25 protein-coding genes are annotated in these 24,570 nt (G+C 68.4%); 6 read left to right on the plus strand and 19 right to left on the minus strand.

What is annotated here, in order from left to right:
• Nucleotides 1-3: 3 nt before the first annotated feature.
• The 9 genes from fni to BVI061214_RS08460 all read right to left on the minus strand — a co-directional run bounded on the left by fni (nt 4) and on the right by BVI061214_RS08460 (nt 8,527).
• A complete protein-coding gene (gene fni, locus BVI061214_RS08420; RefSeq protein ID WP_053768015.1) occupies nt 4-1,011 on the minus strand; it encodes a type 2 isopentenyl-diphosphate Delta-isomerase in 1,008 nt (335 codons plus the stop codon).
• Nucleotides 1,008-2,576, minus strand: a complete 1,569-nt coding sequence (gene crtI, locus BVI061214_RS08425; RefSeq protein ID WP_053768016.1) for a phytoene desaturase family protein — start codon at nt 2,574-2,576, stop codon at nt 1,008-1,010. The genes fni and crtI overlap by 4 nt, the downstream gene beginning before the upstream one ends.
• Nucleotides 2,577-2,669: 93 nt before the next feature.
• Nucleotides 2,670-3,677 carry a glycosyltransferase family 2 protein gene (locus BVI061214_RS08430; RefSeq protein WP_053768017.1) on the minus strand — a complete coding sequence of 336 codons (1,008 nt, stop codon included), beginning with the start codon at nt 3,675-3,677 and terminating at the stop codon, nt 2,670-2,672.
• The gene (locus BVI061214_RS08435; RefSeq protein WP_053768018.1) at nt 3,674-4,336 is read right to left on the minus strand and encodes a lysophospholipid acyltransferase family protein; all 663 of its coding nucleotides are present in this window, start codon (nt 4,334-4,336) and stop codon (nt 3,674-3,676) included. Before BVI061214_RS08435 ends, BVI061214_RS08430 begins: the two co-directional genes overlap by 4 nt.
• Nucleotides 4,337-4,341: 5 nt before the next feature.
• Complete coding sequence (locus BVI061214_RS08440; protein ID WP_053768019.1) at nt 4,342-5,043, minus strand: lycopene cyclase domain-containing protein; 702 nt, start codon at nt 5,041-5,043, stop codon at nt 4,342-4,344.
• On the minus strand, nt 5,040-6,212 hold the full coding sequence (locus BVI061214_RS08445) for a cytochrome P450 (protein ID WP_053768020.1): 1,173 nt from the start codon (nt 6,210-6,212) through the stop codon (nt 5,040-5,042). The genes BVI061214_RS08440 and BVI061214_RS08445 overlap by 4 nt, the downstream gene beginning before the upstream one ends.
• 14 nt (nt 6,213-6,226) lie before the next feature.
• Complete coding sequence (locus BVI061214_RS08450) at nt 6,227-6,406, minus strand: hypothetical protein (protein WP_053768021.1); 180 nt, start codon at nt 6,404-6,406, stop codon at nt 6,227-6,229.
• A 43-nt stretch (nt 6,407-6,449) separates the two neighbouring features.
• Nucleotides 6,450-7,703 carry a deoxyribodipyrimidine photo-lyase gene (gene phr, locus BVI061214_RS08455; protein ID WP_053768022.1) on the minus strand — a complete coding sequence of 418 codons (1,254 nt, stop codon included), beginning with the start codon at nt 7,701-7,703 and terminating at the stop codon, nt 6,450-6,452.
• The gene (locus tag BVI061214_RS08460) at nt 7,700-8,527 is read right to left on the minus strand and encodes a phytoene/squalene synthase family protein (protein ID WP_053768023.1); all 828 of its coding nucleotides are present in this window, start codon (nt 8,525-8,527) and stop codon (nt 7,700-7,702) included. Before BVI061214_RS08460 ends, phr begins: the two co-directional genes overlap by 4 nt.
• 109 nt (nt 8,528-8,636) lie before the next feature.
• Between BVI061214_RS08460 and carH the strand changes: the two genes are divergently transcribed.
• From carH to BVI061214_RS08475, 3 genes are read left to right on the plus strand one after another with little or no spacing between them, the layout of a single operon-like run.
• Nucleotides 8,637-9,488 carry an HTH-type transcriptional repressor CarH gene (carH, locus tag BVI061214_RS08465; protein WP_053768024.1) on the plus strand — a complete coding sequence of 284 codons (852 nt, stop codon included), beginning with the start codon at nt 8,637-8,639 and terminating at the stop codon, nt 9,486-9,488.
• The gene (gene ldrP, locus BVI061214_RS08470) at nt 9,485-10,072 is read left to right on the plus strand and encodes a transcriptional regulator LdrP (RefSeq protein WP_053768025.1); all 588 of its coding nucleotides are present in this window, start codon (nt 9,485-9,487) and stop codon (nt 10,070-10,072) included. The genes carH and ldrP overlap by 4 nt, the downstream gene beginning before the upstream one ends.
• 1 nt (nt 10,073) lies before the next feature.
• Entirely contained in the window at nt 10,074-10,937 is an 864-nt protein-coding gene (locus BVI061214_RS08475) for a complex I NDUFA9 subunit family protein (protein ID WP_053768026.1), read from the plus strand.
• Here the strand turns inward: BVI061214_RS08475 and BVI061214_RS08480 are convergent.
• From BVI061214_RS08480 to BVI061214_RS08505, 6 genes are all read right to left on the minus strand, one after another.
• Nucleotides 10,881-12,110, minus strand: coding sequence for a YeeE/YedE family protein (locus tag BVI061214_RS08480; RefSeq protein WP_053768027.1), 1,230 nt, complete (start codon nt 12,108-12,110; stop codon nt 10,881-10,883). The two genes, BVI061214_RS08475 and BVI061214_RS08480, sit on opposite strands and share 57 nt — an antisense overlap.
• 95 nt (nt 12,111-12,205) lie before the next feature.
• Nucleotides 12,206-12,760 (minus strand): DOMON domain-containing protein, encoded by a 555-nt coding sequence (locus BVI061214_RS08485; RefSeq protein WP_053768028.1) that lies wholly within the window; start codon nt 12,758-12,760, stop codon nt 12,206-12,208.
• 12 nt (nt 12,761-12,772) lie between these two features.
• Complete coding sequence (locus BVI061214_RS08490) at nt 12,773-13,216, minus strand: hypothetical protein (RefSeq protein ID WP_053768029.1); 444 nt, start codon at nt 13,214-13,216, stop codon at nt 12,773-12,775.
• A gap of 10 nt (nt 13,217-13,226) precedes the next feature.
• Entirely contained in the window at nt 13,227-13,664 is a 438-nt protein-coding gene (locus tag BVI061214_RS08495) for a hypothetical protein (RefSeq protein ID WP_053768030.1), read from the minus strand.
• A gap of 74 nt (nt 13,665-13,738) precedes the next feature.
• Nucleotides 13,739-16,924 (minus strand): molybdopterin-dependent oxidoreductase, encoded by a 3,186-nt coding sequence (locus BVI061214_RS08500; protein ID WP_053768031.1) that lies wholly within the window; start codon nt 16,922-16,924, stop codon nt 13,739-13,741.
• Between the two features lie 9 nt (nt 16,925-16,933).
• On the minus strand, nt 16,934-17,767 hold the full coding sequence (locus BVI061214_RS08505) for a 4Fe-4S dicluster domain-containing protein (RefSeq protein ID WP_053768032.1): 834 nt from the start codon (nt 17,765-17,767) through the stop codon (nt 16,934-16,936).
• A gap of 139 nt (nt 17,768-17,906) precedes the next feature.
• Here BVI061214_RS08505 and BVI061214_RS08510 point away from each other — a divergent pair, with 139 nt between their 5' ends.
• From BVI061214_RS08510 to BVI061214_RS08520, 3 genes are read left to right on the plus strand one after another with little or no spacing between them, the layout of a single operon-like run.
• The gene (locus BVI061214_RS08510; protein ID WP_053768033.1) at nt 17,907-18,740 is read left to right on the plus strand and encodes a PhnD/SsuA/transferrin family substrate-binding protein; all 834 of its coding nucleotides are present in this window, start codon (nt 17,907-17,909) and stop codon (nt 18,738-18,740) included.
• The gene (locus tag BVI061214_RS14055; RefSeq protein WP_053768034.1) at nt 18,737-20,431 is read left to right on the plus strand and encodes a sensor histidine kinase; all 1,695 of its coding nucleotides are present in this window, start codon (nt 18,737-18,739) and stop codon (nt 20,429-20,431) included. Before BVI061214_RS08510 ends, BVI061214_RS14055 begins: the two co-directional genes overlap by 4 nt.
• Nucleotides 20,428-21,051, plus strand: coding sequence for a response regulator transcription factor (locus tag BVI061214_RS08520; RefSeq protein ID WP_003048583.1), 624 nt, complete (start codon nt 20,428-20,430; stop codon nt 21,049-21,051). Before BVI061214_RS14055 ends, BVI061214_RS08520 begins: the two co-directional genes overlap by 4 nt.
• A 97-nt stretch (nt 21,052-21,148) precedes the next feature.
• Here the strand turns inward: BVI061214_RS08520 and BVI061214_RS08525 are convergent, their stop codons facing one another.
• Genes BVI061214_RS08525 through BVI061214_RS08540 form a run of 4 tightly spaced genes read right to left on the minus strand, consistent with a single transcriptional unit; the run spans nt 21,149 to nt 24,547 of the window.
• Nucleotides 21,149-21,649 (minus strand): crossover junction endodeoxyribonuclease RuvC, encoded by a 501-nt coding sequence (locus tag BVI061214_RS08525; protein ID WP_003048581.1) that lies wholly within the window; start codon nt 21,647-21,649, stop codon nt 21,149-21,151.
• Nucleotides 21,650-21,655: 6 nt separating this feature from the next.
• On the minus strand, nt 21,656-22,711 hold the full coding sequence (gene ftsZ / locus BVI061214_RS08530; protein WP_053768035.1) for a cell division protein FtsZ: 1,056 nt from the start codon (nt 22,709-22,711) through the stop codon (nt 21,656-21,658).
• A gap of 10 nt (nt 22,712-22,721) precedes the next feature.
• On the minus strand, nt 22,722-23,963 hold the full coding sequence (ftsA, locus tag BVI061214_RS08535) for a cell division protein FtsA (RefSeq protein WP_053768036.1): 1,242 nt from the start codon (nt 23,961-23,963) through the stop codon (nt 22,722-22,724).
• Nucleotides 23,960-24,547, minus strand: a complete 588-nt coding sequence (locus tag BVI061214_RS08540) for an FtsQ-type POTRA domain-containing protein (protein WP_053768037.1) — start codon at nt 24,545-24,547, stop codon at nt 23,960-23,962. The genes ftsA and BVI061214_RS08540 overlap by 4 nt, the downstream gene beginning before the upstream one ends.
• Between the last annotated feature and the right edge of the window lie 23 nt (nt 24,548-24,570).

The following is a 24,570-nucleotide window of genomic DNA, read 5'->3' on the forward strand; positions in this document are numbered from 1 at the left end:
TGGCTAAAGCCCCGGCGAAGCCTCCACCTTTCCCCTGGCCTCCACTGGCCTCCTCGCCCCCACGGCGAAGAGGGCCGTGCGGAGCTCCTCCAGGTAGTCGGCTATCCAGGCCGCGGCGGCCTCAGCGCCCATGAGGGCGGGCCTGAGGAGGGGCCTGGCCACGGCCACCAGGTCCGCCCCCAGGGCCAGGGCCTTGGCGGCGTCCGTCCCCGTGTAGACCCCTCCGGAGGCGATGAGGGGCACCTCGGGGAGGACTTCCCGCACCTCGAGGATGGCCTGAGCCGTGGGAACGCCCATCTCGCAGAGCTCGGGGTGGCGGACCTCCCCGTAGCGCACCCACTCCTCCACCCTGGCCCAGCTGGTCCCTCCGGCCCCGGCCACGTCCACCGCCGCCAAGGGGAGGCCCTTTAGGGCCAAGGCCGCCTCCCGGGAGAGGCCGTGCCCCACCTCCTTGACCAGGACGGGAAAGGGGAGGGGGAGGAGGGCCCTAAGCCTCGCGAGAAGCCCCCTAAAGTCGGTGTCCCCCCGCTGCACCGCCTCCTGGAGGGGGTTCACGTGGAGGGCGAGGGCGTCGGCCTCCAGCATCTCCACCAGCCTGATGAGGTCCTCCCGCCCGTAGCGCCTCAGCTGGGCCAGGCCCAGGTTGGCGACGAGGAGGGCTTTGGGGGCCACCTTGCGCACCTGGAAGCTCCTCAGGGCCTCGGGGCGCTCCAGGACGATTCGGCCCGAGCCCAGCATCATCCCCACCCCCAGGGCCTCGGCGGCTTCGGCCAGGGCCAGGTTGATGCGCTCGCCGTTCTCCTCCCCGCCGGTCATGGCCCCGATCAGGAAGGGGGCCTTCAGGGTCTTACCCAAAAAGGGCGTGGTGAGGTCCACCTCGCTTAAGGCGAGGCCCGAGAGGGCCTGGTAGCGGAGGCGGAAGCGCTCCAGGCCGGTGGTGGTCTTCTGGAAGGCCACCTCCCCGTGGAGGCAGGCCTCGAGGTGCTTCCGCTTCCTCTCCAGCGTGCTCAAGCCCTGGCCTCCAGAAGCTCTTTGGGGGCCCGTTCCAGGCCCAGGTCGTGGGCGATGAGCCGGGCGGTCATCTTGGCCGACATCATCACGCTGGGAAGCCCCGCCCCCGGCTGGTAGCTCTGCCCCACCAGGTAGAGGCCCTTCACGTCCTCGGAGCGGTTGTGGGGCCGGAAGCTGGCCGTCTGCCACAGGACGGGCTCGGGGCCGAAGGCGTTGCCCAGGTGGCTATTCAGGGTCCACTGGAAGTAGTCCGGGGTGACGAAGTGGGTGTAGACCAGCCGGTCCATGAGGCCGGGCAGGTAGCCGGCCTCGTCCAGGTAGCGCAGGGCCTTTTCCAGGTACTCGGGGCCGATCCTTCCCCAGTCCAGGCCGCTTCCGTTGTGGGGCACGGGCACCAGGGTGTAGGCGGCGTGGTGGCCCGGGGGGGCCAGGGAGGGGTCGGTGAGGGTGGGGAGGTGGAGGTAGTGGGCGAAGTCGTCGGGGAGGACCTTCCTTTGGAAGATGTCCCGGAGGAGCTCCTCGTAACGGTGGGAGAGGAGGACGTTGTGGTGCCTGAGCCTTTCCCCCTCGTCCCCCCGGGCCCTGAAGCCGAAGTAGGCCACGAAGAGGCTCATGGAAAGCCGGGTGCGCTTGAGGCGGAGGTCGCTGTGCCAGAAGCGGTCCTCGGGGGCGAGGAGCTCCCCGTAGGTGTGGACGTAGTCGGCGTTGGAGACTACCAGGTCGGCCTCTATCCTCTCTCCGTCCTGGAGGACCACGCCCACGGCCCGCCTGCCCCTGGTGAGGATGCGGCGCACAGGGGCGTTAAAGCGGATCCTCCCGCCGAGCTCCTCCAGCTTCCGCACCAGGCCCCGGACCAGGGCCCCCGTCCCCCCCATGGCGAAGTGGACCCCCCAGTTCCGCTCCACGAAGTGGATCATGGCGTAAAGGGCGGGGACCGAGAGGGGGTTCCCCCCGATTAGGAGGGACTCAAAGGAGAAGACCTGGCGCATCTTGGGGTTTCGGAAGTAGCGGGAGACCAAGGAGAAGAGGGGGCGCACGGCGTCCAGGCGGAGGAGGTCCGGGGCCACCCGCAAGAGGTCCAGGAGGCTTCCGAAGTGGGTGAAGCCCAGCTCCAGAAAGCCCTTCTGGAAGAGGGCCCTGGCGTGGGCCTCAAAGCGGCGGTAGCCCGGGAGGTCCTCCGGGGCCAGGCGCTGGATCTCCGAGAGGAGGTGCTCCCGGTCGTTGTTGTAGTCAAAGTGGGTGCCGTCGGGGAAGTGGATGCGGTAGAAGGGGTCCAGGGGGACGATCTTCACGTACCTTTGCGTGTGCGTTAGCCCCTCCTCCTCGGGGAAGTCGGGGTAGAGCCTGGGGTTTCCTGGGCTGGTGGCGAAGAGGTCCTCCAGGAAGGGGGGGACGGTGATCACCGTGGGGCCCATGTCAAAGGTGAAGCCCTGGGCCTGGTGGACGAAGGCCCGGCCCCCAGGGCCCGGGAGCTTTTCCAGGACCAGGACCTCTAGGCCCATGGCCGCAAGCCGTATGGCGGCGGAAAGCCCGCCCACCCCGCTACCGATCACCACCGCGCGCATGGGAGGAGTCTACCAGGCTCCTTTACCGGGAAAGATGGGCCTGGCCCACCTTTCATACCACCCCATGCTGGCTTGCGCCAGCATGGGGTGGTGTCAAAGGGGCCTACCCTTCCAGGTTTTTCCCGGGAGGAGGGCCCTGAGGTATACGGGCATGAGGAGGAGCGGGGCCAGGGGCGTGAGGAGGGCGGGGAGGAGGGGGCCTTTGAGGACGAGCTGGACGGCCAGGCGCTCCAAGAGGCCCAGAAGCCCCAGGTCAAAGCGGCCGAGGAGCCAGGGCAGGGTGTAGAGGGCCAGGTGGTAGAACGCCGAGCCTAGGAGGACGGCGGGGTTTTTCAGGTGGATGTCCAGGAAGTTCTTGGCGAAGCCCTTAAGGGCCTCGCCGTAGCCCCTGTACATCCGCACCCGGAAAAGCGCCACGCCCAGGTAGAGGCCGTAGCGGCCCGCCCTTCGGGCCAGGGCCACGTCCTCCAGGACCTCTTCCCGCACCGCCCTGTGCCCCCCCATGGCCCAGTAGGCCTCCTTCCGGAAGGCCAGGACCTGGCCGTTGGCCAGGCGCAGGGCCTCCAGGGCGGGGTGGGGCAGGAAGGAGAGGAGCCCGTTCATGACGAAGGCCTCCACCACCCCCTCCTGCCGGGGCAGGGCCGAGACCAGGTCCTTGCCCTCCAGGGCGGAAAGGAGCCCCCCCAAGGCCCCTTCCTCCCAGAGGACATCGGCGTCGGTGAAGACCAGGACCTCCCCTCGGGCCGCTTGGGCCAGCTGCCAAGAGGCCCAGTTCTTCCCCCGCCAGCCCGGGGGGAGGGGCTTCCCGCGGAGGAGGCGGAAGCCGGGATGCCCCCCGGCCACCTCCTGGGCTACCCGGGCCGTCTCGTCTTCGGAGAGGTCGTCCAGGACCAGGACCTCGAGGGCCCCCTGGTGGAGGAGGGTGGGGAGGGTGCGCCTCAGGTTTTCCGCCTCGTTCCGGGCGGGGACCAGGATGGAGGCCGTGGGCCTTTCCGGCGTGGGGCCCGGGCGGAGGCGGGGAAAGCGGAGGAGGTTATGGAGGAGGGCGAGCCACCTCATGAGGAGGAAGAGAAAGACCCCGAAGAAGAAGTCGCCCATCAGCGAAAAAGCCTCACCAGGGGGCTTAGCCTTTCCTCCAGGCTCCGCCTTCCCTTTAGGACCTCCCGGAAGCCCTCCGGGGTCTTTCTGGGGTGGGTGCGCCTTAAGGTCTCGTCCAGCTCCTGAAGAAGCCCCCTTAGCGCCCCTTCCAGGTCCACGTCCGGGGAAAGGGGCGGGGCCACCAGGAGAAAGGCCTCGGGGTGCTCAAACCCCCTGAGGACTACCCGGCAGGCCACGGGGAGGAGGGGAACCCCAGCCCGCCTCGCCAGCCAGGCCGCACCAGGCTTCAAGGGGCCCAGGGGCCCGGGGTAGCGCATCTCCCCTTCGGGAAAAAGGGCCACCCAGGCCCCCTCCTTAAGGCGCCTCAGGGCCTCCCGGACCCGCCTGGCCTCGAGGGCCCCAAGGAGCCTAAGCACCGGGAAGGCCTTCAGGTTCTCCTCGGCCACCAGGAGGCTGGCCGACCGCCTCTCTCGCCTGGAAAGAAACCAGACCAGGTGGCCGTCAAAGAAGCTGTGGTGGTTCATGGCCAGCACCAGAGGCCCCTTGGGCACCTCCCCCTTCAGGTACACGCCCCGGAGGCTTCCCTTGAGGCTTAGGAGCAGAAATCCCCCCACGATGGCGGAGAGGAGCTTCCCCAAAGGCCTTTCCTGAAGGGCCTCCATGGGGGCTATTTTAGGCGCCTCAGGGCCTCGGGGTGCCAGGCCAGAAGGAGGCCCTGGACCACGGCCAGGTTGGTGAAGAGGAAAAAGAGCATCTCCTCTAGAGGAAGCCCCGCCAGGCCCAGGCCCAGGGTATATTCCTTGGAAATCCACCAGATCCCTTCCCGGGTAATGGCGTAAAAGTCGGCGAACCAGAGGTAGAGGGTGGGGAGGGCCGTCCCCAGGAGGAGGGGTTTCCGCCAGGCCACAAGGAGGTCCCCCCCAAAGGCCCACTGCAGGACGAAGACGGGGGCGAAGTAGGCCAGGATCAGGCCCAGGTAGAGGTACTCGCCCCCAAGGGCCAGGAGCATCACCCCCAAGGCGGCGACGAGGAGCCAGAACCCTCCCCCCACCACCCGGAAGAGGCCCGGCCCCCCCGGGGGCGGAGCCCCCGCCAGCCGCAAGAGGAGGGCCCCGGTGAGGAGAGGCTGGAGGACGAAAAAAAGGTACTCCTCCAGGGGCACGTAGCCGATGCGGAGGAGGACCCGGCCCTCGGGGTAGCCCCAGACCCCCCGGTAGACCAGGAAGTTGTCCCAGGGGGTGGTGTAGAGGAGGGCGATGAGGGGCATGAGGAGGTAGGCCCAAAGCCTAGGGGGCCTGGGCCTGGTCCAGAGGAGGAGGAGAAGGAGTGGGGGAAGGATAAAGACCAGGTGGAACTCCAGGTAGGTCATGCCCGCACCTCCAGGGGCTTGGGGGTTGCCCAGAGCCCCCCTTCCGGCCTCAGGGTCACCTGGGCCAGGACCCGGGGGGTGGGGAGGGGGTCCAGGCGGAAGCGGCGGAAGAAGGCCCCTAGGACGACGGGGCCTTCCAGGAGGGCGAAGTCCCGGCCCAGGCAGAGCCTCTGCCCTAGGCCGAAGGGGAAGTACCGCCCCGAGGGCGTGCCCTTCTCCTCCAGGAAGCGCTCCGGCCGGAAACTCTCGCCGTCGGGGAAGTAAAGCCTCTGGGTCACGTAGGGGGAGAGGACCAGGGTGGTGCCTGGGGGAAGGGTCGTTCCGTCCAGGGCGAAGGGGCCTTCCGCCTTGCGGGTCAGGATCCAGGCCGGCGGGAAGAGGCGCAGAGCCTCCTGGAAGGCGGCCAGGGCGGCTTCCTCGCTCTTGGCCACCCGGCTTTGCCACTCGGGGTGGTGGGAGAGGAGGTAAAGGGACCAGGTGAGGGCGCTGGCCACGGTCTCGTGCCCGGCCACCAGGAGGGTCACGGCTTCGGCGAGGGCCCTTTCCCGGGGGAGGTGGGAGAGGGGTGGGTGGCCTATTAGGGCCTCGGCCTCCCGGTAAAGGGCGGCCTTGGCTCTTTGAAAGCGGGCCTCTTGGAAGGGGTTGAGGAGGGCAAGGGGGGAGCGGGTTTGGGCCATGACGCGGTCCAGGGCTTCCAGGGAAAGCTCCGCCAGCCTTGGGGAAAGGGGCCTGCCGAAAAGGGCTACCCCGAGAAGCCTCAGGGAGAGGGCCAGCATCTCGTGGTCCAGGTCCCGCACCTCTTCCCGCCAGGGGGCGAAGAAGGCCTCGGCCTCGGCCTCCATGGCCGGGCGGTACTCCCGCACCGCCTTGGGAAGGAAGGGGTCTTTGAGGGCCTTGCGGGCCTCCTTCCAGCCCTTGCCCCAGTCGGTGAGGAGGCCCCTGCCGGTGAGGCGGGCGAGGGCCCGGTACTGGAAGGTGGCCTTGGTGAGCCCTTCTGCCAGAAGGACCCTCTCCACGCCTTCGGGGTCAAAGACCAGGGCCAGAGGGAGGCCCGGCAGGGGCAGGAAGAGGCGGGGGTGGGCCCGACCCCACTCCAGGAGGACGGCGAGGGGGTCCTGCTGGAGACGCTTCAGGTGGGGCAGGGCCTCCTTGAGGTCTAAGCGCTCCATGGGGCCAAGATACCCTAGCGGCGGATGACGGGGCAGAACCCCGTGCGGGCCATCACCAGGGCCAAGACCGCCAGGCCCAGGAAGAGGAGCTTTTCCTCGTGAAAGGAGGCCAGGAGGAGGAAGAGGCTCGCCAGGCCGTAACGGAAGAGGGCGATGGTCCTCAGAGTCCTTTGGGGGTCGCGCACCTTGAACATAACCCTAGGATAGGGGAGGGGGTATGGGGAAGTGGGCTTCCCGCTACGTTATTAGGCCTTTGGCCAGGGCCAGGTAGCGCCTTCGGGCCTCCGCCAGGTCCACCACGGGGTCCTTGGGCTCGTAGGAGGGATATTCCGGGGCGAAGCGCCGGAGCCAGGCCCCGTCCGGGTCGTGGCGCCGGCCCTGCTCCACCAGGTTGAAGACGCGGAAGTAGGGGGCGGCGTCCACCCCCAGGCCCCCCGCCCACTGCCAGCCCTGGAGGTTCACCGCCCGGTCCCCGTCCAGGAGGAGGTGGCGGAAGGCCTCCTCTGCCTTCTGCCAGGGGAGGAGGAGGTACTTGACGGCGAACTGGGCCACGGCCATCCGGGCCCGGTTGGAGAGGGAGCCGGTGGCCTGGAGCTCCCGCATGGCGGCGTCCACCAGGGGCACCCCGGTCTTCCCCAGGTACCAGGCCTGAAAGAGCTCCTCGTCCTCCGTCCAGGGCAGGGCCTCAAAGCGGGCGTCCAGGGCCCTTTGGGCCATCTCGGGGAAGTGGTAGAGGAGGTGGTAGGAGAAGTCCCGCCAGAGGAGCTCCGCCACCCACTTCCTGGCCCCCTCGCCTCCCCGCCTCAGGGCCTCCCAGGCCGCCTCTCGGGGGCTGAGGACCCCCGGGGCGAAGTAGGGGGAGAGCCTCGAGCCCCCCTCCCCGTCCAGGCGGTTCCGCTCCAGGGGATAGCGGGGGAGCCGGGTGTCCAAGAAGGCCTGGAGCCTAGCCCAGGCGGCTTCTTCCCCGGGCTGGGGCAGGGGGAGGCCGGGGTCCTCCTGGGGAATCTCTCCTTCCTCCGGGGCCTGGGGCAGGGCCTCGGGGGCGGGGAGGGGCGGGTCCAGGCCCTGGAAGTTCCGGCTGAAGGGGGTGTAGACCCGGTGGGCCCGGGGGAGGTCCGGGGGGATGAGGTGGGGGGCGGGGAGGAGGTGGAGGGGGACGCCCAAGGCCGCCTCCGTCCTCGCATCCCGGTAGCGGCCGTAGGGGGTGTAGCTTTTGAGGGCGTAGACCGCCTTGGCCTTCAGCCTTCGGGCCACCTCCGGCACCCGCTCCCAGGGGAGGCCCTCCACCACCCACAGCGCCCCGCCCCGCTCCCGGTAGGCGGCCCTGAGGGCGCGGACGTTCTCCAAAAACCAGGCCCGCCGCCTGGGGGAGGTCCTCAGGTTGTTGGGGTCCAGGACCACCAGGCCCACCAGGGGCCCCTGGGATAGGGCCTGAAGGAGGGCGGGGTGGTCCTTGAGGCGCAGGTCGCCCCGGTGCCAGACCAGGTTCATGGCCGCGCCGCCAGTAGGGCCTTGGGGAGGAGCAAAAGCCTCTCCCAGGGCTTGAGGTGGGCCCGGCGCCTCAGGTTGTCGTACCCCTGGAGGCGGAGCTTGTCCAGGATGCCCTGGTACTGCAAGGCGGCCAGGGCGATGGCGGCCCGCCCCACCTGGAGGTGGCGGAGCCCCTCCAGGCCCTCCCGGTAAAGGGCCCGGGCCTTGGCCTCCAGGTGGGCCATGAGGGCCCGGTAGCCGGGGGTGATGTGGCCTTCCCGAAGGTCTTCCAGCTTCACCCCATAGGCCTCCAACAGGTCCAGGGGCAGGTAGAGCCGGTCCCGGGCCAGGTCCTCCCCCACGTCCCGCAGGATGTTGGTGAGCTGCATGGCCTGGCCCAGGCGGATGGCCTTGGCCTCGGCCTCGAGGGTCCCCCCGGCGATGGGGGCCATCATCCGGCCCACGGTGCCCGCCACCCGGTAGCAGTAGGTGAATAGCTCTTCCTCGGTCTTCAGGCGCACGGGGCCCAGGTCGGTGAGGAAGCCCTCCTTCATGTGGGCGAAGGCCTCAAAGGGGATGGGCCAGCGCTCCAGGGCCCAGGTGAGGCCCCGCTCCCAGTTCTCCCGGGGCCTTCCGGCGTAGGCCCGCTCCACCCCTTCCCACCAGGCCTCAAGGGCCTCCTCGCCCCCGCCTTCCCCGTCCACGGCCTCGTCCCCCAGGCGGCAGGCGGCGTAGACCGCCCAAGCCCCCTTCCTGGCCTCCGGGGGAAAGAGGCGGCTTCCCAAGTAAAAGGTGGCGGAGTGGGCCCGGATCACCCGGGAGAGGGCGTTCCAGTCGGGCTCCATATAGCCTCCACTTTCAGGATACTTCAGGAAAGAGACCTTTGCCCCGGCCACACTCGGCCGAGGTGAACCAAAGCTTGACAAAACCTGAACAACCCCTTAAGCTAAAGCCATGACCCGTCCTGGGGTGTACACCATCGCCGAGGTGGAGGCCATGACCGGCCTCTCCGCCGAGGTCCTCAGGCAGTGGGAGCGCCGCTACGGCTTCCCCAGGCCCGAGCGCACCCCCGGGGGGCACCGCCTCTACCGCCAGGAGGAGGTGGAGGCCTTAAGGACCATCCGCCGTTGGCTGGAGGAAGGGGCCACGCCCCAGGCCGCCATCCGCCGCTACCTGGCCCAGGAGGGCTCCTTTGAGGGCCTGGAGGAGGGCCTCTACCGGGCCCTTTTGGCCGCCGACCTCCAGGAGGCCGAGGCCCTCTTCCGCCGGGGGGTGCGGCTTTTGGGCCCCGAGGGGGCCATCACCCGCCTCCTCGTCCCCGTCCTCAAGCGGGTGGGGGAGGCCTGGCACCAGGGGGAGGTGGGGGTGGCCGAGGAGCACCTGGCCACCACCTTCCTCCGGGCCAGGCTCCAGGAGCTTCTGGACCTGGCGGGCCTCCCCCCGGGGCCCCCCATTCTGGTGACCACGCCCCCCGGGGAGCGGCACGAAATCGGGGCCATGCTGGCGGCCTACGCCCTGAGGCGCCGGGGGCTTCCCGCCCTCTACCTGGGCCCCGATATCCCCCTCCCCGACCTCCGGAGCCTGGCGGAGCGCCTAGGGGCCCGGGCCGTGGTCCTTTCCGTCTCCCTCCCCGATCACCTGAAGGCCCTGCCCGAGGGGGCCCTGGCCTCCCTGGGTCCCAGGGTCTACCTGGGGGGGCGGGGGGCCTCGCCGGAAGAGGCCCATCGCCTCGGGGCCCGGTACGTGGAGGGCCTCGAGGGCCTGGCCCAAGAGCTGTGGCAGGCCAAAAAGGAGGAGGAAGCATGAAGAAGTTCGGCCGCAAGGAGACCATCTACCTAAGGGGCGAAAGCGCCCACACCCTGTACCGCCTGGAGGAGGGCCTGGTCCGCATTGTGGAGCTCCTGCCCGATGGCCGCCTCATCACCCTCCGCCACGTCCTGCCCGGGGACTACTTCGGGGAGGAGGCCCTGGAGGGCAAGCGCTACCGCTACACCGCCGAGGCCATGACCGAGGTGGCCGTCCAGGGCTTTGACCCCAGGGCCATGAACCACGAGGCCCTCCACGCCGTGGCCAGAAACCTGGCCCGGCAGATGCGCCGGGTCCACGCCTACGAGGCCCACCTGCAGACGGGGGAGCTCCGGTCCCGCATCGCCCGCTACCTCCTCTTCCTGGCCGACACGCCCGCCTCCTTCCGCGACGAAAAGGGCCTTTACGTGACCGCCTCCCACGAGGAGATCGCCGACGCCACCGCCTCCACCCGGGAGTCGGTCTCCAAGATCCTTTCCGACCTGCGCCAGGAGGGCCTCATCGCCACCGCCTACCGCAAGGTCTACCTCCTGGACCTAGGGGCCTTGGAGGAGGCGGCGGAAGGGGTTTTGGAGGCCGCCTAGGATGCGGGTTTTTGTGGTGGGGGGCACGGGCTTCGTGGGCCGGGCCCTGGTGCCCCTTCTCCTGGAGCGGGGGCACACCCCCCTGGTCCTCTCCCGGAAGCCCATGGACCTTCCCCGGGGAGCGGTCTGGCTCCAGGGGGACATCACCCGGGAGGTCCCAGACCTGAGGGGTGCGGAGGCCGCCATCTACCTGGCGGGCATCATCCGGGAAGGCCCCCAAACCTTCCGGGCGGTCCACGTGGAGGGGGTGAGGAACCTGGTGGAGGGGATGCGTAGGGCCGGGGTGGGCCGCCTCCTCCACATGTCCGCCCTGGGGGCGAGGAGGGGCACGGGGAGCCGCTACTACGAGACCAAGGCCGAGGGGGAGGAGGTGGTGCGGCAAAGCGGCCTTTCCTGGACCATCTTCCGCCCTAGCCTCATCTTCGGCCCCGGCGACGAGTTTTTCGGCCGGGTCCTGAAAAACCTGGTCTGCGGCCCCCTGCCCTTTGTTCCCCTCATCGGGGATGGGCGCTTTCCCTTCCGCCCCGTTTACGTGGGGGACGTGGCCTTGGCCTTCGTGGAGGCTTTGGAGCGGGGGGTTTTGGGGACCTACGACCTGGTGGGGCCCAGGGAGTACACCTTCCGGGAGCTTCTGGAGAGGGTGATGGAGACTGTGGGGCGGAAGAAGCCTTTCCTGCCCATCTCCCTTGGCCTCATGGACCTCCTGGTGCCCCTCATGAGCCTTCTTCCCTTCGCCCCCCTTACCAAGGACCAGTACGTGATGCTGAAGGGGGGCAACACCGCCCCCCTTTCCCCTGAGGTCCTGGCCCTAGTCCCCCGCCCCACGCCCCTGGAGGAGGTCCTGCCGGGCTACCTCCGGTGCTAGCTCGTTCTCCAGGCGGCAGAGGGGCCTGAGGCGAAGGCCCAGGGCGGTGCCCAGGAGGGCGAAGACCCCCCAAAGCGGCCCATGGAGGCTGAAGGAGGCCGTCCCTCCCAGGTAGGCCCCGATGTTGCACCCTCCCGCCAGCCGGGCCCCGTAGCCCATGAGCACCCCGCCCAGGAAGACCCCCAGATGGGTGCTCCAGGGAATCTTTCGGAGGTCCTTGAAGCGCAAGGCCCCGCCCAAGGCGGCCCCCAGGAAGGCCCCCAGGAAGAGGCCGAAGTTGGTGACGCTGGTGGGGTCCCGAAGCACACTGTCTTGGAGCTTCTCGGCGAAGTCGGGAGCGTTGAAAAGGGCCCAGTCCAAAACGGGAACCCCCAGCGCCTCGGCCAGCTTCCCACCCCAGAGGGCGAAGGCGGCCGTTACGCCCCAGGGCCGCCCCTGGAGGAGGAGAAGGAGGAGGCTACCCAAGGCCAGGACCACCGCCCCGCCCACCAGGCTCCAGGGGCCCAGGAGGGGGTGGGTGGCCTCCTGGCGGAAGAGGGGCTCCACCTTGCCCCTTCTCCTTTTCTCCACCAGGCTCACCCCCAGGTACAGGCCGCCCAAGAGGCCGAGCCAGAGGGCTAGGCCCAGGTAGGGGGAGGGAAACCAGGTGAGGGCGCTTCCCGGAGCCCAGGCGGGGAGGCCCTGCCAGAAGGGGAGGTGGTAGACCCCAAGGAGGGAGCCCGCCATGAAGCCCAGGAGGACGAGAACCCCCCGGCTGTCCCCGCTTCCCGTGTGGTAGAGGGTACCGGAGGCGCACCCGTCTCCCAGCTGCATACCCAGGCCGAAAAGGAAGGCTCCCAAGAAGAGGGCCACCCCCAGGGGCACCAGGAAGCCCTGGACCGCCTGGCCGAAGGCCTCGCCTTCCTTGAGGAAGGGGAAGAAAAGGAGGGCGGTGAGGGCGAAGAGGAGGAAGTGGGCCCGCATGAGGCGGCTTTCCCCCGTGAGGAGGAAGCGCCGGAAGCCCGAGGCGAAGCCGAACCTGGCGTGGAAGAGGGCGAGGCCCAGGAGGATGGCCACCCAGAAGGCCAGAAGAAGCCGCGTGCCGGAGGTCTCATAGACCGCAAAGGAGAGCCAGGCCGAGGCCAAGAGAAAGAGGAGGAGGGGGAGGGGCATGGGACGCGCTGTCCGCTCCATGGCCTTATGGTACCCATGCGTCTATAAAAGTCAAGGGTATAAAGCCCCAAAGGAAAAAGAGGCCCTGGGAAGACCCAGGGCCTCTGAAGCCGCTTCTAGAAGGCGAAGTCCTCCACGTACCAGCGCTGGGTCTTCTTGTGCTCCTCCTTGGGGTCCATCTTGTCCGCCACCGCCAGCATGAGGATTAGCTTCCTCCCGGGGACGATTTCCACGTCCGTGGGCTCCCCGGTCTTCAGTTTGCGGCTGAACTCCACGGTCCACCTACCCCCCTCATAGGTGGCGGCGGCGGCCAGGATGGAGTTCTTGCCCCCCTCCTTTTCGTCGGGGACCGGGGCCCCGGTGCGCTTGGTCTGGTACATGTCCAGGGCCACCAGCTTGCCCCCGTCCATGTAGAAGAGGTACTGGTCAGCCCCCTTCTTCTTGTCGGTCTTTTCCGGCAGGAACCCCAGGCCAATCCAGCCCTTGCTCTCCCCCTCGAGGCCCAGGTAGAGGGTGTCCCCCACGATGCTCCAGTAAAGGGTGAAGCCGCTTTTATCGTGCCTGAAGCTCTTGGCGTACTCCCCGGGGGCGATCTTTCCGTCCACCTTGGGGGCCTGCGCCAACACCAAACCTAGGGCCAGCACCAGAAAACCGAAAACCGCTCTCTTCATCGCTTACCTCCCTCAGTCCCTTATGGTTATTCCCACCACGAAGGCCACGGCGCCCACGTGGGTATGGGCCAAGGCCGCCAGCACCGGACGGCTTCCCTTGAAGGCCTCCAGGAAGCCGGCGAGGCTAAAGAGGTTCACCTCCGCATCCTGGGCGTTCCAGAGGAGGTGGTAGTAGGCCCCCACCACCCCCGTAGCCACGGAGACCAGCATCCAGAGAAGGAAGGGATAGCGCACCCACCTGCCCCGGTGAAAGAACATGAGGAGCGTCAGGGGAAAGCCCACCAAGGAAACGTAGAAGGGGATGCGGCTTTGCCAGGACTCCGTCCAGTGGTCCAGAATCCAGTGCTCCATCCCGTAGAAGGCGAACCCCACCATGGCGATGAGGAGAAAGGCGCTCCGGATGAACTCCAGAAGCCTTTTCTCTTCTGTGTCGGCGCGGATCAAGGCCTCTATCATCCCTCACCTCCTAGCGGGCCCGGTAGATGCTTAAAACCCCGGTCACCCCCATGTGGGTGAAGGCCAGGGCCGCTAGCACCGGGCGGCTTCCCGCCATGGCCTCCATGGCGGCCTCAAACTCCCAGTTAATGTCCCCTTCCATGTTCCAAACCAGGTGGAAGTAGGCCCCCAGAACCCCGGTGAGCACCGAGGCCCACATGGTGAGGATGAAGGCGATGCGCACCCAGGGGGTCTTGCGGTCAAAGAGGATCCAGAGGGTGAAGACGAAGCCGGGAACGGCCACGAGGAAGGGGATCCGGCTCTGCCAGGCCTCGGTCCAGTGCTCCAGGAGGAGGAGTTCCAGGGGGTACATGACCCAACCCACCAGGCAGAGGATGAGCATCACCGTGCGGATGAGCTCCAAGGCGAAGCGGGTGGGGTCTTGGGCGGTTCTTAGCGCAGGGATCATGCCTACCCTCCGTCAACGCACTATCACGGGTATCCCGGTAGGTTTGTCCCCCCGGAGGCCCGGGGGGACGCGGCCTAGACCGGAAGCAGGTTCACCTTGGTCTCGTAAAAGACCACGCTACCCCCCACGATGTCCGTGAGGGCCATGTCCTTCAGGTAAGGGTCCAGGCGCATGGCGGCGTTGGCGTGGATGCCCATGGCCCGCCTGGGGTCTCCTTTGATGACCTGGCCGTTGACCACCAGGTCCGTGGCCCCGTAGCCCCAGTGCCCCCAGCCCAAGGGGAAGGCCACGCACCCCGGGCGCAGGCCCTGGACCACCTTGACCCGCCCCACCATGGGCTTCCGGCCCATGGGCCCCAGGTCCCACTCCCCTTTAGGGTTGGTCGCCGAAACCACCTTCACCAGCTGCCCGTCCTTCAGCCCCAGGCGCTTGGCGTCCTCGGCGTTGACCAGAATGGCGTTCTCCGGCTTGATGCTCCTGAGCCAGTAGTTGGAGACGGTGCGGCTCTTGGTCATGAGGATGTCCCGGTGGGTGAGGAGGGTGAGGCCGTAGCCGGGGTCCCGGAGCTGCCGCCCCAGGGCGTCCTGGTAGGGGAGGAAGTAGGCGGGCAGGGGCCAGTAGGGCTTTCCGGTCATGGGGTGGAGGGAGAGGGCCTGCTTCTCAAAGAAGAGGTTCACCTGCCGTCCGTAGCGGTTGGTCAGGAGGCCGCCGGAACCGTACACCTTGGCGAACTCCTGGAAGCGGCCGCCCCGGTTCAGCAGGTAGACGGTGCGGCGGAAGAGGCTCTCGTCCCCGACGGCTTCCCGCCAGCGCCTCTCGTCAAAGACCGAGGGGGGCAGGTGCCGCCTGGCCTGGCGGAAGATCCTGAGCTCCTCCTCGCCCGCTTCAGGGAGCGCGTCGGAGCCATCGGCCCTTTCCCCAAAGGCCAGGTTGGCGGCCAGCTTCAGGTAGAAGTGGTCCATGTGGGTGAAGGGCATGCCGTTAGCGAACCCCTTTTCCCCGAACCCCGGCAGGCCCAGGTGCTCCGCCAGCGCCATCAGGAAGCTTTCCAGGCAGATGGGCATCTTCTGCCCGAAGACCTCCACCTCCTCGGGGATGGGGGCGATGGCGGGCTGGCGCACGGGCTGGACCCTCCAGGGGATGGAGAAGTGGGTGCCGTGGAATTCCCAGCGCTCCAGGTAGGAGAGGTCGGGGATGACGTAGTCGGCGAAGGCGTAGGTGTTGCCCACGACAATGTCAAAGGCCACGATCAGGGGGATCTTGTCGGGGTCCAGCATGGCCCGGATCTGCTCGTGGCCCCCGGGGAGGGCGTAGGCGGGGTCCCCCATGTAGTGGAAGAGGATTTTGATGGGATAGGGGTAGCCCTGGGCCGCGGAGGGGAGGATTTCCTGGTAGACGTCGGAGGCGTGGGGGTACCAAGGCCGCTTGGCGGGGAAGCCGGCGAAGAGGGTGGTGTCCTCGTACTTGACCTCGTGGCGGATGAGGCTTACGCCGAAGGGCGCAAGGGGCTTGGGGTGGAGCCGATCTATACGGAAGGGACCACCCGCCCGGGCGCCCGTGATGTCGTAGGTGAAGCCCATGGTGGACCCGCCCTGGTGGTCTAGGTTGCCCAAGAGGGCGTTGATGGTGAGCCAGGCGGCCACGGTGTAGAAGCCGTTGGTGTGTTGGCTCGCCCCGCGGTGGAGGTCCACCACGGCCCTCTTGCCGTGCTGGGCCAGCTTTTCCGCCAGGAAGCGGATGTCCTCCTCCTGGACCCCGGCGAAGGCCGCCCAGGTCCGCACCTGGTGCTTGAAGGCTTCCTCCTTGATGAGTTGCAGGGCGGATTTCACGGGGATCCCCGAGAGCCGGGTGTCCACGAAGAGGTCTCCGAAGACCGCCTGGGCCTCGTCGTTGGGGTTGAAGGCCACGGGTTTTCCTTCCACCAGGACCACGGGGGCGTCCAGCTCCACCTCCTTGTCCCCCACCCTGGCCTTGGGCTTGGGAAGGCCCAGGTCGCTGGCCCGGAGGAGCCTTTCCGGCTGGCCGTCTTTCATCTTGACCAGCCAGGTGGCGTTGGTCCAGCTGGCCTCACCGATGGCCTTGGCCGCCCCTTTGTTGGCGGCGGAGAGGAACTTGGCATCGTACTTGCCCCACTCCAGGAGGAGGCGGATGATGCCGAAGGCGATGGCGGCGTCGTGCCCGGGTTTGGGCGCGATCCAGCGGCTGGCCTCCTTGATCCCCTTCTGCCCCCTGGGGTCCACGATGGCGTATTCCAGCTCCCCCTTGGAGACCCTCTCCGTGATCCAGCCCACCCGCAGGGGCGGACCGTAGTTGCCCTCAAAGATGTTGGCCCCCACGAAGACCACGAAGCGGGCCTTGGAGAGGTCCGCCTGCCAGTAGAACTTCATTCCCCCGGACCAGGAGAGCTTGCCGGAAGCATCAAAGGTGGGTTGCTCGCTCATGGCCTTGCCCGCGAAGTAGAGCGAGCCCTGGCAGACAGTGGTGTGCCCGTGGAGGTTGACGGTCCCCAGGCTTCTTTGGAAGAACCAGTCTATGAAGTGCCGGCGTCCGGCCTTCAGGCGGCCCCAGGCGAAGACCACTTGGTTGTTCTTGGGTCCCAGGTCGGGATGGTCGGGGTCAATGAGGGTGTGGAGGTGCTCCTTGAAGTCCTCCTTGAACTTCTCCACCAGGGCCTTCTTCTTCGCCGGGTCCTTTTCCGCCCAGATGTTCCTGACCGCCTGGGCCATGCGGGCCATGACCTCGGGGTCTTTGAGGGCCCAGACCTCCTTGAGGCCAGGGTAGTGGCGCTCGTCCCCCAGGTGGGCGAAGAGCTTTCCGCCCTCCACGATCTCCTTCACCGCCTGGTGGAAGGGGATCTCCTCCCACTTGCCGCTACCCCGGGGGCCCGCCCGCTTCAGGACGCGGCGGATGCGGTAGGGGTCGTAGGCGGTCTGGATGCCCGCCTGGCCCTTGGGGCAGAGCGCCCCGTCCACCTTGGCCAGGGTGTTGGGGTCGGTGGCCATGGGAAGGTGGGGGCGGAAGGTCCAGGGGGCGAGGGGGTTGCCGTCAATCTTGCTGGCCACCCCCTGGTAGAGCTTCACCTTGATGGGGCAGCCGGTGTTGCACTGGAGGCAGGAGGAGTAGATGGTGTTCTCGGGCAGCTGCACCTCGTAGGCCTCCATGCCCTGGGCGCTGGCCTCTTGCAGGGCAAGGCCCAGGGGCCCGAGGAGGGCGCCCGCGCCCGAGAGTTTGAGGAGTTCCCGCCGGGAAAGCTTTTCCATACGCACCTCCTACACCAGGTAGTACACGCGGGGCTTGGTGCCCGCTTCCTCTTTCAGCCGGATGACGTTGGGCTTCTTGATCAGCTCGGAGACCAGGGAGGTGGGGTCCTCGAGGTCCCCGAAGTAGGTGGCCCGGCCGATGCAGGTGGTCACGCACTGGGGGAGGAGGCCCCGCTCTATGCGGTGTAGGCAGAAGTGGCACTTGCGCACCTTGTCCATGGGGCCGGCCTCGTCCTCCCGGGCCACCTTCTTGTTCCACTCGTAGACGGGCAGGGCCTCGTAGGGCATCTTGCCCTGGCCCGGGGTCCCTTCCGTCCAGTAGGCCCCCTCGTCCTTGTGGCGGGAGTTGTAGGGGCAGGGGGGGATGCACTTCTCGCAGCCCACGCAGAGCTCGTAGTCAATCTCCACGATGCCGTCCGGCCGCTTCCAGGTGGCGTCGTAAGGGCAGGCGGGGACGCAAGGGGGATTGTCGCACTGCATGCAGGGCTTGGGAACGAAGCGGTAGGTGACGTTGGGGTAGGTGCCCACCTCCTCCTCGCTGACCGGGCGGTAGACCACGCCGGGGGGCAGGCGGTTTTCCGCCATGCAGCTCACGGTGCAGGCGTGGCAGCCCACGCACTTCCTGAGGTCAATGACCATGCCCCACTTGCGGCCCGGGTTTTTCAGGGCCCGCTCCAGGTCCTTTTGCATCCTGAGGAGGACGTCCTCGCTCACCGGCTCCGGCGCCTCGGGCCTGGGCGTGCCCTGGGCGAGCCCGGGGGCCACCATGGAGGCGAAGACGGCGCTGGCCATCTTGGCCAGGAACCGCCGCCTCTCCTCCGGGTTCATGGGGGTGTGTTCCATACCCACCTCCTTTCCTCCCCCAGGCTAGGCGGCTCGGCCCCGCCCGGGTATCCGTGGGAGGTAGGACAGAGGTGTCGGGAGTTTTCCCGACAGGCCTTGGGACATTGGTACCCCTGCGCCTTTCCTATGCTGGGGGGTAATGAGGCTTCTTCTCCTGTGCTTCCTCTTGGTGGCCTGCGCCAGGCCTCCCCAGGTAGCCCTGGCCCCGCCCTATCGGATAGGGGTGGCGGGTGGGGAGGTGCGGGTGGTGGTGGCGGGGATGCGCTCGCCCCAGGAGGCCGAGCCCTACCGGGTTTTGGCCCGGGGGCTGGGGGAGGTCCTGGGGGTGCGGGTGGAGGTCTTCGGCCGGCGAACCTACGCGGGGGTCCTCGAGGCCCTTCGCCGCAGGGAGGCGGAGATGGGGTTTCTCTGCTCCCTGGCCGCAGGGGTGGGGGTGGAGGAGGGCTTTTTGGAAGTGATCCTGGCGACCCAACCAAAAGTCCCTTACCGGAGCCTCATCCTAGTGCGGGCGGATGGTCCTTACCGGAAGCTGGAGCAACTGGCTGGCAAGCCCTTTGCCTTCACCGATCCCCTTTCCAACACCGGCCACGCCTGGCCCCGGCTGGCGGCCCGGGACCTGGGAGAGGGCTTTTTTGCCCGGGCCTTTTTCACCTATGGCCACGATCGGGCCCTGATGGCCCTGAAGGAGGGGCTGGCCGAGGGGGCGGCGGTGGACGCGGTGGTGTACGAGGCCCTGGGGATGCCGGGGCTTCGTCCCCTCTGGGAAGGGCCCCAAGACCCCGCCCCTCCGGTGGTGGTGCTTAAGGGGCTTCCTCAGGGGAGCAAAGAGCGTCTGCGCCAGGCCATCCTGGCCTTCGCGGCCACGCCCAAGGGCAGGGAGGCCCTGAAGGCCCTCTACCTGGAGGGCTTCGTTCCGGCTACGGGCGAGGCGTACCGCCTGGTCTACCGGCGGGCCCGGGAGGTGTTGCCGTGAGGTGGGGGCTCGTGCAGCAGCTCTTCTTCACCGTTCTGCTGGCCGCCTTGGCCACGGGGGGGATGCTCCTTCTTGGAGGTGGGCTCTTTTTGCTGGCCGAAGGGGAAAGGGCCCTCTGGCAGGAAGCCCGGGGCCTGGCCCGGGACCTGTCCTTTCTGGTCCTGGACGATATTCTGCTTTCCGATCGGCTGGCCGTGGAGGAGAAGCTCCGCCACCTTAAGGACCGCTACCCCCATCTGGCCTACGTCTACATCCTGAACCCCCGGGGGGAGGTGGTGGCCCATACCCTAAGCGGGGGGGTACCCGAGGCCTTGGCCCGTTTGGGTGGGGAGAAGGTCCTGCAGGTGGGCGGCAAGACCGTGTACCAGGTGGAGGCCGGGATCATGGGAGGAGAGGCGGGGGGGGGGCGCTTGGGCCTGGAGCGGACCCCCTTGGTGGCCTCCTTCTCAAGGGTGGTGTGGGCGGGCCTTTTTGGACTTCTCTGGGCGGTGGGTCTGGGGGGAGCTCTGGGCTACCTCTTTCTTACCCGCCTCCTGGAGCCCCTTTCCCTGATGGTTCAGGAAGCCAGCCGCCTGAAAGAGGGGCAGCCGGCCCGTTTCCCCGAGCCCCCCCACGAGCTTGGGGCTCTGGGCAGGGCCCTCAACGCCATGGGGGCCGAGGTGCGGCGGCGGGAGCGGGACCTAAGGCTTTTAAACCGCCTCCTTTCCGAGATGCACGCCCTGGACCTGGTCACCCTCTCGGAGAGGGTGCTGGGCCTTTTGGTGCGGGAGCTGGGCTTCACCTGTGGGGATCTCTGGCTCTCCGGGCGGGTGGTGCACTGCGAGGCCTGCCGGGACCGCTGTCCCCTGGGTGGGGTGGCCTCCCTGGCCCAGGAGGCCCTGGCTTCCCGCCAGGTCGTGGTCCGGCCCCAGGGGGTCGCGGTGCCTGTCCCCCCTCACGGGGCCCTGGTCCTCCATGGACGGCCGGAGGTGGAGGAGGCCTGGCTGAGGGCCTTCCTCGAGGCCCTGGCAGGACCCCTGGCCACCGCCTTGGAGAACGCCCGCCTCTACGAGGCCCTGGCGGAGAAGGAGGCGCAGCGGGCGAGGCTTCTGAAGGCCTGGCTCAAGGCCCAGGAGGAGGAGAGGGCCCGCATCGCCCGGGAGCTTCACGACGAGGTGGGCCAGGCCCTCACCGGCTTGATCCTGGGCCTCGAGGGGCTCCCCGGGGACCGAGTGGAGGCCCTGAAGGAGCTGGCCCGCCATACCCTGACCGAGGTGCGCCGCCTGGCCCTGGACCTCAGGCCCAGCGTCCTGGACCACCTGGGCCTGGAGGCGGCCCTCCGGCGCTACGTGCGGGAGTTTGCCGAGCGCACGGGGGTGGAGGTGGACCTTTCCCTCCACCTCACCCGTCCCCTGCCCCAGGAGCTGGAGACCGTGGTCTACCGGGTGGTACAGGAAGCCCTCACCAACGTGGCCCGGCACTCGGGAAGCCCCCGAGCCTCGGTGGGGGTGGTGGAGGTCTTGGGGGAGGTCCGGGTCTTCGTGGAGGACGAGGGCCGGGGGTTTGACCCTGAGGCGGTGGACCCGGGACGCCAGGGGCTTTTGGGCATGCGGGAGCGGGTAGAGCTCCTAGGCGGGCGTCTTTCCGTGGAAAGCGCTCCTGGTCAGGGAACCCGGGTCCAGGTTAGGCTTCCCATAGGGGTGGCCGCATGATCCGGGTGGTGCTGGTGGAGGATCACCTTCTGGTGCGGAGCGGGCTCCGCCACCTGCTGGAGGCCAGGGGCCCGGTGCGGGTGGTGGGGGAGGCGGGCAGCTGCCGGGAGGCCCTGGAGCTTCTGGAGAAGGTCCAGGCTGACGTGGCCATCCTGGACGTCTCCCTCCCCGACGGCACGGGCATCGCCCTTTGCCAGAGGCTTCGCGAGCGGTTCCCCGAGCTCAGGCTTCTCGCCCTTTCCATGCACGAGGACCTGGAGTACGTGCGAGGGTTCCTTCAGGCTGGGGGGCAGGGGTACGTCAGCAAGGCGGCCGTGGACCAGGAGCTTTTGGACGCCGTCTTGGCCGTGGCCCGGGGGGAGCGGTACCTGAACCCCGCTCTGGCCATGCGTCTGGCCATGGAGCTGGTGCGGGAAAGCGCCGAGGAGGCCCCCCTTTCGCCCCGGGAGGAGGAGGTTCTCCGCCTTCTGGCCCAGGGGCTTTCCCACAAGGAGGTGGCGGAGAAGCTGGGGATCTCCGAGAAGACCGTGGCCACTTACCGGGAGCGGGGAATGGAGAAGCTGGGCCTCGCTTCGCGGAGCGAGCTTCTGCGCTACGCCGCCCGCAAAGGCTGGATATAGTCCTCATACCACCCCATGCTAGCTTGCGCCAGCATGGGGGCCCCGGCGAAAGGTTCCTGGGGAAGTTACCAGGCATGGTGGGCCTAAGGAAACAGGATCAAAGGGGCTTGGCCGCTCCCAGACGGGCGTAGAAGGCGTGGGTGAGGGCGATGGCCAGGGCGTCCGCTAGGTGGCTGGGCCTGGGGGTCTCCTTTAGGCCCAGGGCGCTTCGCACCATCAGGGCCACCTCCTCCTTGCTGGCGTGGCCGTGGCCGGCCAGGGCCTGCTTCACCTGCATGGGCCCGTAGGCGTAGACGGGGACCCCAGCTTCAAAGGCCGCCACCAGGACCGCCCCCAGGGCCCAGCCCACCTTGTAGGCCAGCTCGTTTTGGCGGTAGAAGAACTGCTCCTCCACCGCCAGGGCCTCGGGGCGGAAGGCGAGGAGGGCTTCTTTGGCCCGGGCGTGGATCCGCCCCACCCGGGCCTCGGCCTTTTCCTTGTGGGAGGTCCTCACCACCTCCCCGTGGAGAAGGCGGGCCTTCAGGGCCCCCTTCTCCTCTGCCTCCACCACCCCAAGGCCCAGGTGGGTGATGCCGGGGTCTACGCCCAGGACGATCACGGAGGTTCAGTTGCCTCGCTTGGGCGGGAAGTCCCCGTCCCCGTAGCGGATGAAGGCGGGGATGTCAAAGTTGTAGGCGTCGGCGTGGGTGGGGAAGTCCAGGGGGCGGATGGGCTTGGGCACCACGGTGCTCTCCCCGAAGCCGGCGGCGATGAGGATCACCCTAAGCTCGTCCTGGGCCCTTTCGTCGTAGGTCACGCCGTAGAGGATGTCCACGTCCTCGTTGCCGGTGGCCTCCCGCACCCTTTCCACCACCTCGGCGGCCTCCGTGAGGGAGAGGTCCTCCGAACCCACCACGTTGAGGAGAAGGCGCTTGGCCCCTTCAATGGAGCGCTCCAGGAGGGGGCTCATGGTGGCGGTTTTGGCCGCCTCCTCCACCCTGCCCTCCCCGCGCCCGGCCCCGATGCCCATGAGGACCTGGCCCGCCCCTTCCAGGAGGGCCTTGACATCGGCGAAGTCCACGTTGATGAGGCCGGGGAGGTTGATGACATCCGTGATGCCCTTGACCCCGTGGTAGAGGACCCGGTCGGCGATGAGGAAGGCGTCCTTCAGGGTCATCTTCTTGTCCACGGCGGAGAGGAGGCGGTCGTTCTGGACCACCACCACGGCGTCCACCCGGTCCTTGAGCTTCCGGATCCCCTCCTCGGCCACCTTCAGGCGCTTGGGGCCTTCAAAGCGGAAGGGCCGGGTCACCACGGCCACGGTCAGGGCCCCCAGGCGCTTGGCGACCTCCGCCACCACGGGGGCGCTCCCCGTGCCTGTGCCGCCCCCCATGCCGGCGGTGAGGAAGACCAGGTCCGCCCCTTCCAGGGCCTCGGCGATGAGGTCCTCGGACTCCAAGGCCGCCTTCTCGCCGATCTCCGGGTTGCCTCCCGCCCCCAGGCCCCGGGTGAGCCTCTCCCCGAGCTGAATGCGGATGTCCGCCAGGCTCTTGGCCAGGACCTGGGCGTCGGTGTTGGCAGCGATGAACTCCACGCCGGAGAGCCCGGCCTCAATCATGCGGTTTACGGCGTTCCCCCCCGCGCCCCCGAGCCCGATAACCTTGATGACCGCTCCTTCCATGCTTTCCCTCCTAGAATAGATTGTTGATAATCTCCTTGATGCGGGCCCAGATGCCCGCGCCCTGGCCGCCTTCTTGCTTCTCTCTCTTTTCCCGTTTGGGCTTGGCCTCGAGGGCCTTCGCGGGCAGGGTGGTCCCGTAGCGCACCAGGCCCACGGCGGTGGCGTGGGCGGGGGTGGCCACCACGTCGGTGAGGCCCGAGACCCCATGGGGCTTGCCCACCCGCACCGGGAGGCTGTACTGCTGGCGGGCCAGGAGGTCAAAGCCCCGGAGGAGGGCCGTCCCCCCGGCGAGGACCACCCGGTTCACCTTGACCTCCAGCGGCCCCATGGCCTCGTCCACGGACTGGCGGGCCAGGTGGAGGATCTCCCGGAGGCGGGGCCGGATGATGCGGGCCAGCTCCGGCGCGGGCACCTCGCCCAGGGAGCCCCCCTCTTGGTTGATCTCCAGGACCAGCTCGGGGTCCGCCAGCTCGGGCAGGGCCGCGCCGTACTTCTTCTTGACCCTTTCCGCCTCCTCAAAGGGGATCTTGAGGAGCTGGGCGATGTCCTGGGTCACGTGATCCCCCCCAAGGGGCAGGACGGCGGAGTGGGCCAGCCTGCCCTCCCGGAAGACGGCCACGTCCGTGGTGCCCCCGCCCACGTCCAGGAGGAGGACGGTCATCTTCTCCTCCTCCGGGTTCAGGACCCCCAGGCCGCTGGCCAGGGGCTGGGCCACCAGGGCGTCTATGAAGAGCCCGGCGTCCTCCACCGCTCGGCGCAGGTTGGAGAGGGGCCCCCGGGCGGCGGCCATCAGGTGGACCTCCACCTCGAGGCGCACCCCCGCCATGCCCACGGGGTCCCTGATCCCCTCCTGGCCGTCCACCTTGAACTCCAGGGGCAGGGCGTGGAGGAGCTCCAGCTCGCCGTCAAAGGGGTAGGCCTTGGCCTGCTCAATGGCCCGCTCCACGTCGCTTTCGGCGATGCTGTGCCCCCTTCGGATGGCGGCCAGGCCGTGGCTGGTAACGCTCTTCAGGTGGGCACCCCCCACGCCCACCACCACCCGCTCCACCCTGACCCCGGCCACCCTTTCGGCCTGGTGGACGCTCTGACGGATGGCCTCGCTGGTGCGCTCCAGGTTGACCACCACGCCCCGCTTCAGCCCCTGGGAGGGGGCGGTACCTTCCCCGATGATGTCCAGAATCCCGTCGGGGCCAAGCTCCCCGATCACGGTGGTGACCTTGCTGGTGCCAACGTCTAGTCCGGCGATAATCATGGGCGTACGCTCACCCCCCAAGAATACAGGTAGACCCGGCTTGCAGAAGGCCGCTCCACTTGGGCATACTCTAGCAGAAACCGGACCTCGGGGGCGAAAAGGGTGCTTTGGTCCAGGACTACCCAAAACCCCGCTGGGGTGTAGCGCAGGGCCTTGGCCTTGGGGTAGGCCCGGGCCAGCTTCAGGAGGTCCTCTTTGGGCAAAGGCCCTTTGCCCTCCACCTTTGGGCCCGGGGCCAGGGGGCCTGCGCCGGGGAGGACCACGCCGTCCTCGGAGAGGGCATCGCCGCCCGGGAGGGGGAGGAGGGGCTTCCTTTCCCGCACATAGAGGCGCACCGCCCCGGGCCTCGGCTTTTCCAGACGGGCCTCGGCGATCCAGGGGTCCTTTTGCAGGGGGGCGAGCCGCTGGGGGAGGACCCAGAGCCAGGGGTCTCCCTGGTAGAGGCGGGCTTTGGCCAGGAGGTCCTCGGGCTTCAGGTGCCTTAGCCCCACCACCTCCACCTTCTCCACGGGGAAGAGGACCAGGCTGGCCACGTAGAGGGTGGCCAGGAGAAGGAGGGCCAGGATGGTCCTCATTGGCGCCATTTTACCCCCGGGGTGGGAAAACC

The organism is Thermus aquaticus (assembly GCF_001280255.1).
GTDB classification, from domain to species: Bacteria; Deinococcota; Deinococci; order Deinococcales; family Thermaceae; genus Thermus; species Thermus aquaticus.

Bases quoted from the DNA above. Each gene is read 5' to 3' on its own strand.
- crtI (WP_053768016.1), bottom strand. From the start codon at position 2,576: ATGCGCGCGGTGGTGATCGGTAGCGGGGTGGGCGGGCTTTCCGCCGCC.
- BVI061214_RS08435 (WP_053768018.1), bottom strand. From the start codon at position 4,336: ATGGAGGCCCTTCAGGAAAGGCCTTTGGGGAAGCTCCTCTCCGCCATC.
- BVI061214_RS08440 (WP_053768019.1), bottom strand. From the start codon at position 5,043: ATGACCTACCTGGAGTTCCACCTGGTCTTTATCCTTCCCCCACTCCTT.
- BVI061214_RS08445 (WP_053768020.1), bottom strand. From the start codon at position 6,212: ATGGAGCGCTTAGACCTCAAGGAGGCCCTGCCCCACCTGAAGCGTCTC.
- BVI061214_RS08450 (WP_053768021.1), bottom strand. From the start codon at position 6,406: ATGTTCAAGGTGCGCGACCCCCAAAGGACTCTGAGGACCATCGCCCTC.
- phr (WP_053768022.1), bottom strand. From the start codon at position 7,703: ATGAACCTGGTCTGGCACCGGGGCGACCTGCGCCTCAAGGACCACCCC.
- BVI061214_RS08460 (WP_053768023.1), bottom strand. From the start codon at position 8,527: ATGGAGCCCGACTGGAACGCCCTCTCCCGGGTGATCCGGGCCCACTCC.
- carH (WP_053768024.1), top strand. From the start codon at position 8,637: ATGACCCGTCCTGGGGTGTACACCATCGCCGAGGTGGAGGCCATGACC.
- ldrP (WP_053768025.1), top strand. From the start codon at position 9,485: ATGAAGAAGTTCGGCCGCAAGGAGACCATCTACCTAAGGGGCGAAAGC.
- BVI061214_RS08475 (WP_053768026.1), top strand. From the start codon at position 10,074: ATGCGGGTTTTTGTGGTGGGGGGCACGGGCTTCGTGGGCCGGGCCCTG.
- BVI061214_RS08480 (WP_053768027.1), bottom strand. From the start codon at position 12,110: ATGGAGCGGACAGCGCGTCCCATGCCCCTCCCCCTCCTCCTCTTTCTC.
- BVI061214_RS08485 (WP_053768028.1), bottom strand. From the start codon at position 12,760: ATGAAGAGAGCGGTTTTCGGTTTTCTGGTGCTGGCCCTAGGTTTGGTG.
- BVI061214_RS08490 (WP_053768029.1), bottom strand. From the start codon at position 13,216: ATGATAGAGGCCTTGATCCGCGCCGACACAGAAGAGAAAAGGCTTCTG.
- BVI061214_RS08495 (WP_053768030.1), bottom strand. From the start codon at position 13,664: ATGATCCCTGCGCTAAGAACCGCCCAAGACCCCACCCGCTTCGCCTTG.
- BVI061214_RS08500 (WP_053768031.1), bottom strand. From the start codon at position 16,924: ATGGAAAAGCTTTCCCGGCGGGAACTCCTCAAACTCTCGGGCGCGGGC.
- BVI061214_RS08505 (WP_053768032.1), bottom strand. From the start codon at position 17,767: ATGGAACACACCCCCATGAACCCGGAGGAGAGGCGGCGGTTCCTGGCC.
- BVI061214_RS08510 (WP_053768033.1), top strand. From the start codon at position 17,907: ATGAGGCTTCTTCTCCTGTGCTTCCTCTTGGTGGCCTGCGCCAGGCCT.
- BVI061214_RS08520 (WP_003048583.1), top strand. From the start codon at position 20,428: ATGATCCGGGTGGTGCTGGTGGAGGATCACCTTCTGGTGCGGAGCGGG.
- ftsZ (WP_053768035.1), bottom strand. From the start codon at position 22,711: ATGGAAGGAGCGGTCATCAAGGTTATCGGGCTCGGGGGCGCGGGGGGG.
- ftsA (WP_053768036.1), bottom strand. From the start codon at position 23,963: ATGATTATCGCCGGACTAGACGTTGGCACCAGCAAGGTCACCACCGTG.
- BVI061214_RS08540 (WP_053768037.1), bottom strand. From the start codon at position 24,547: ATGGCGCCAATGAGGACCATCCTGGCCCTCCTTCTCCTGGCCACCCTC.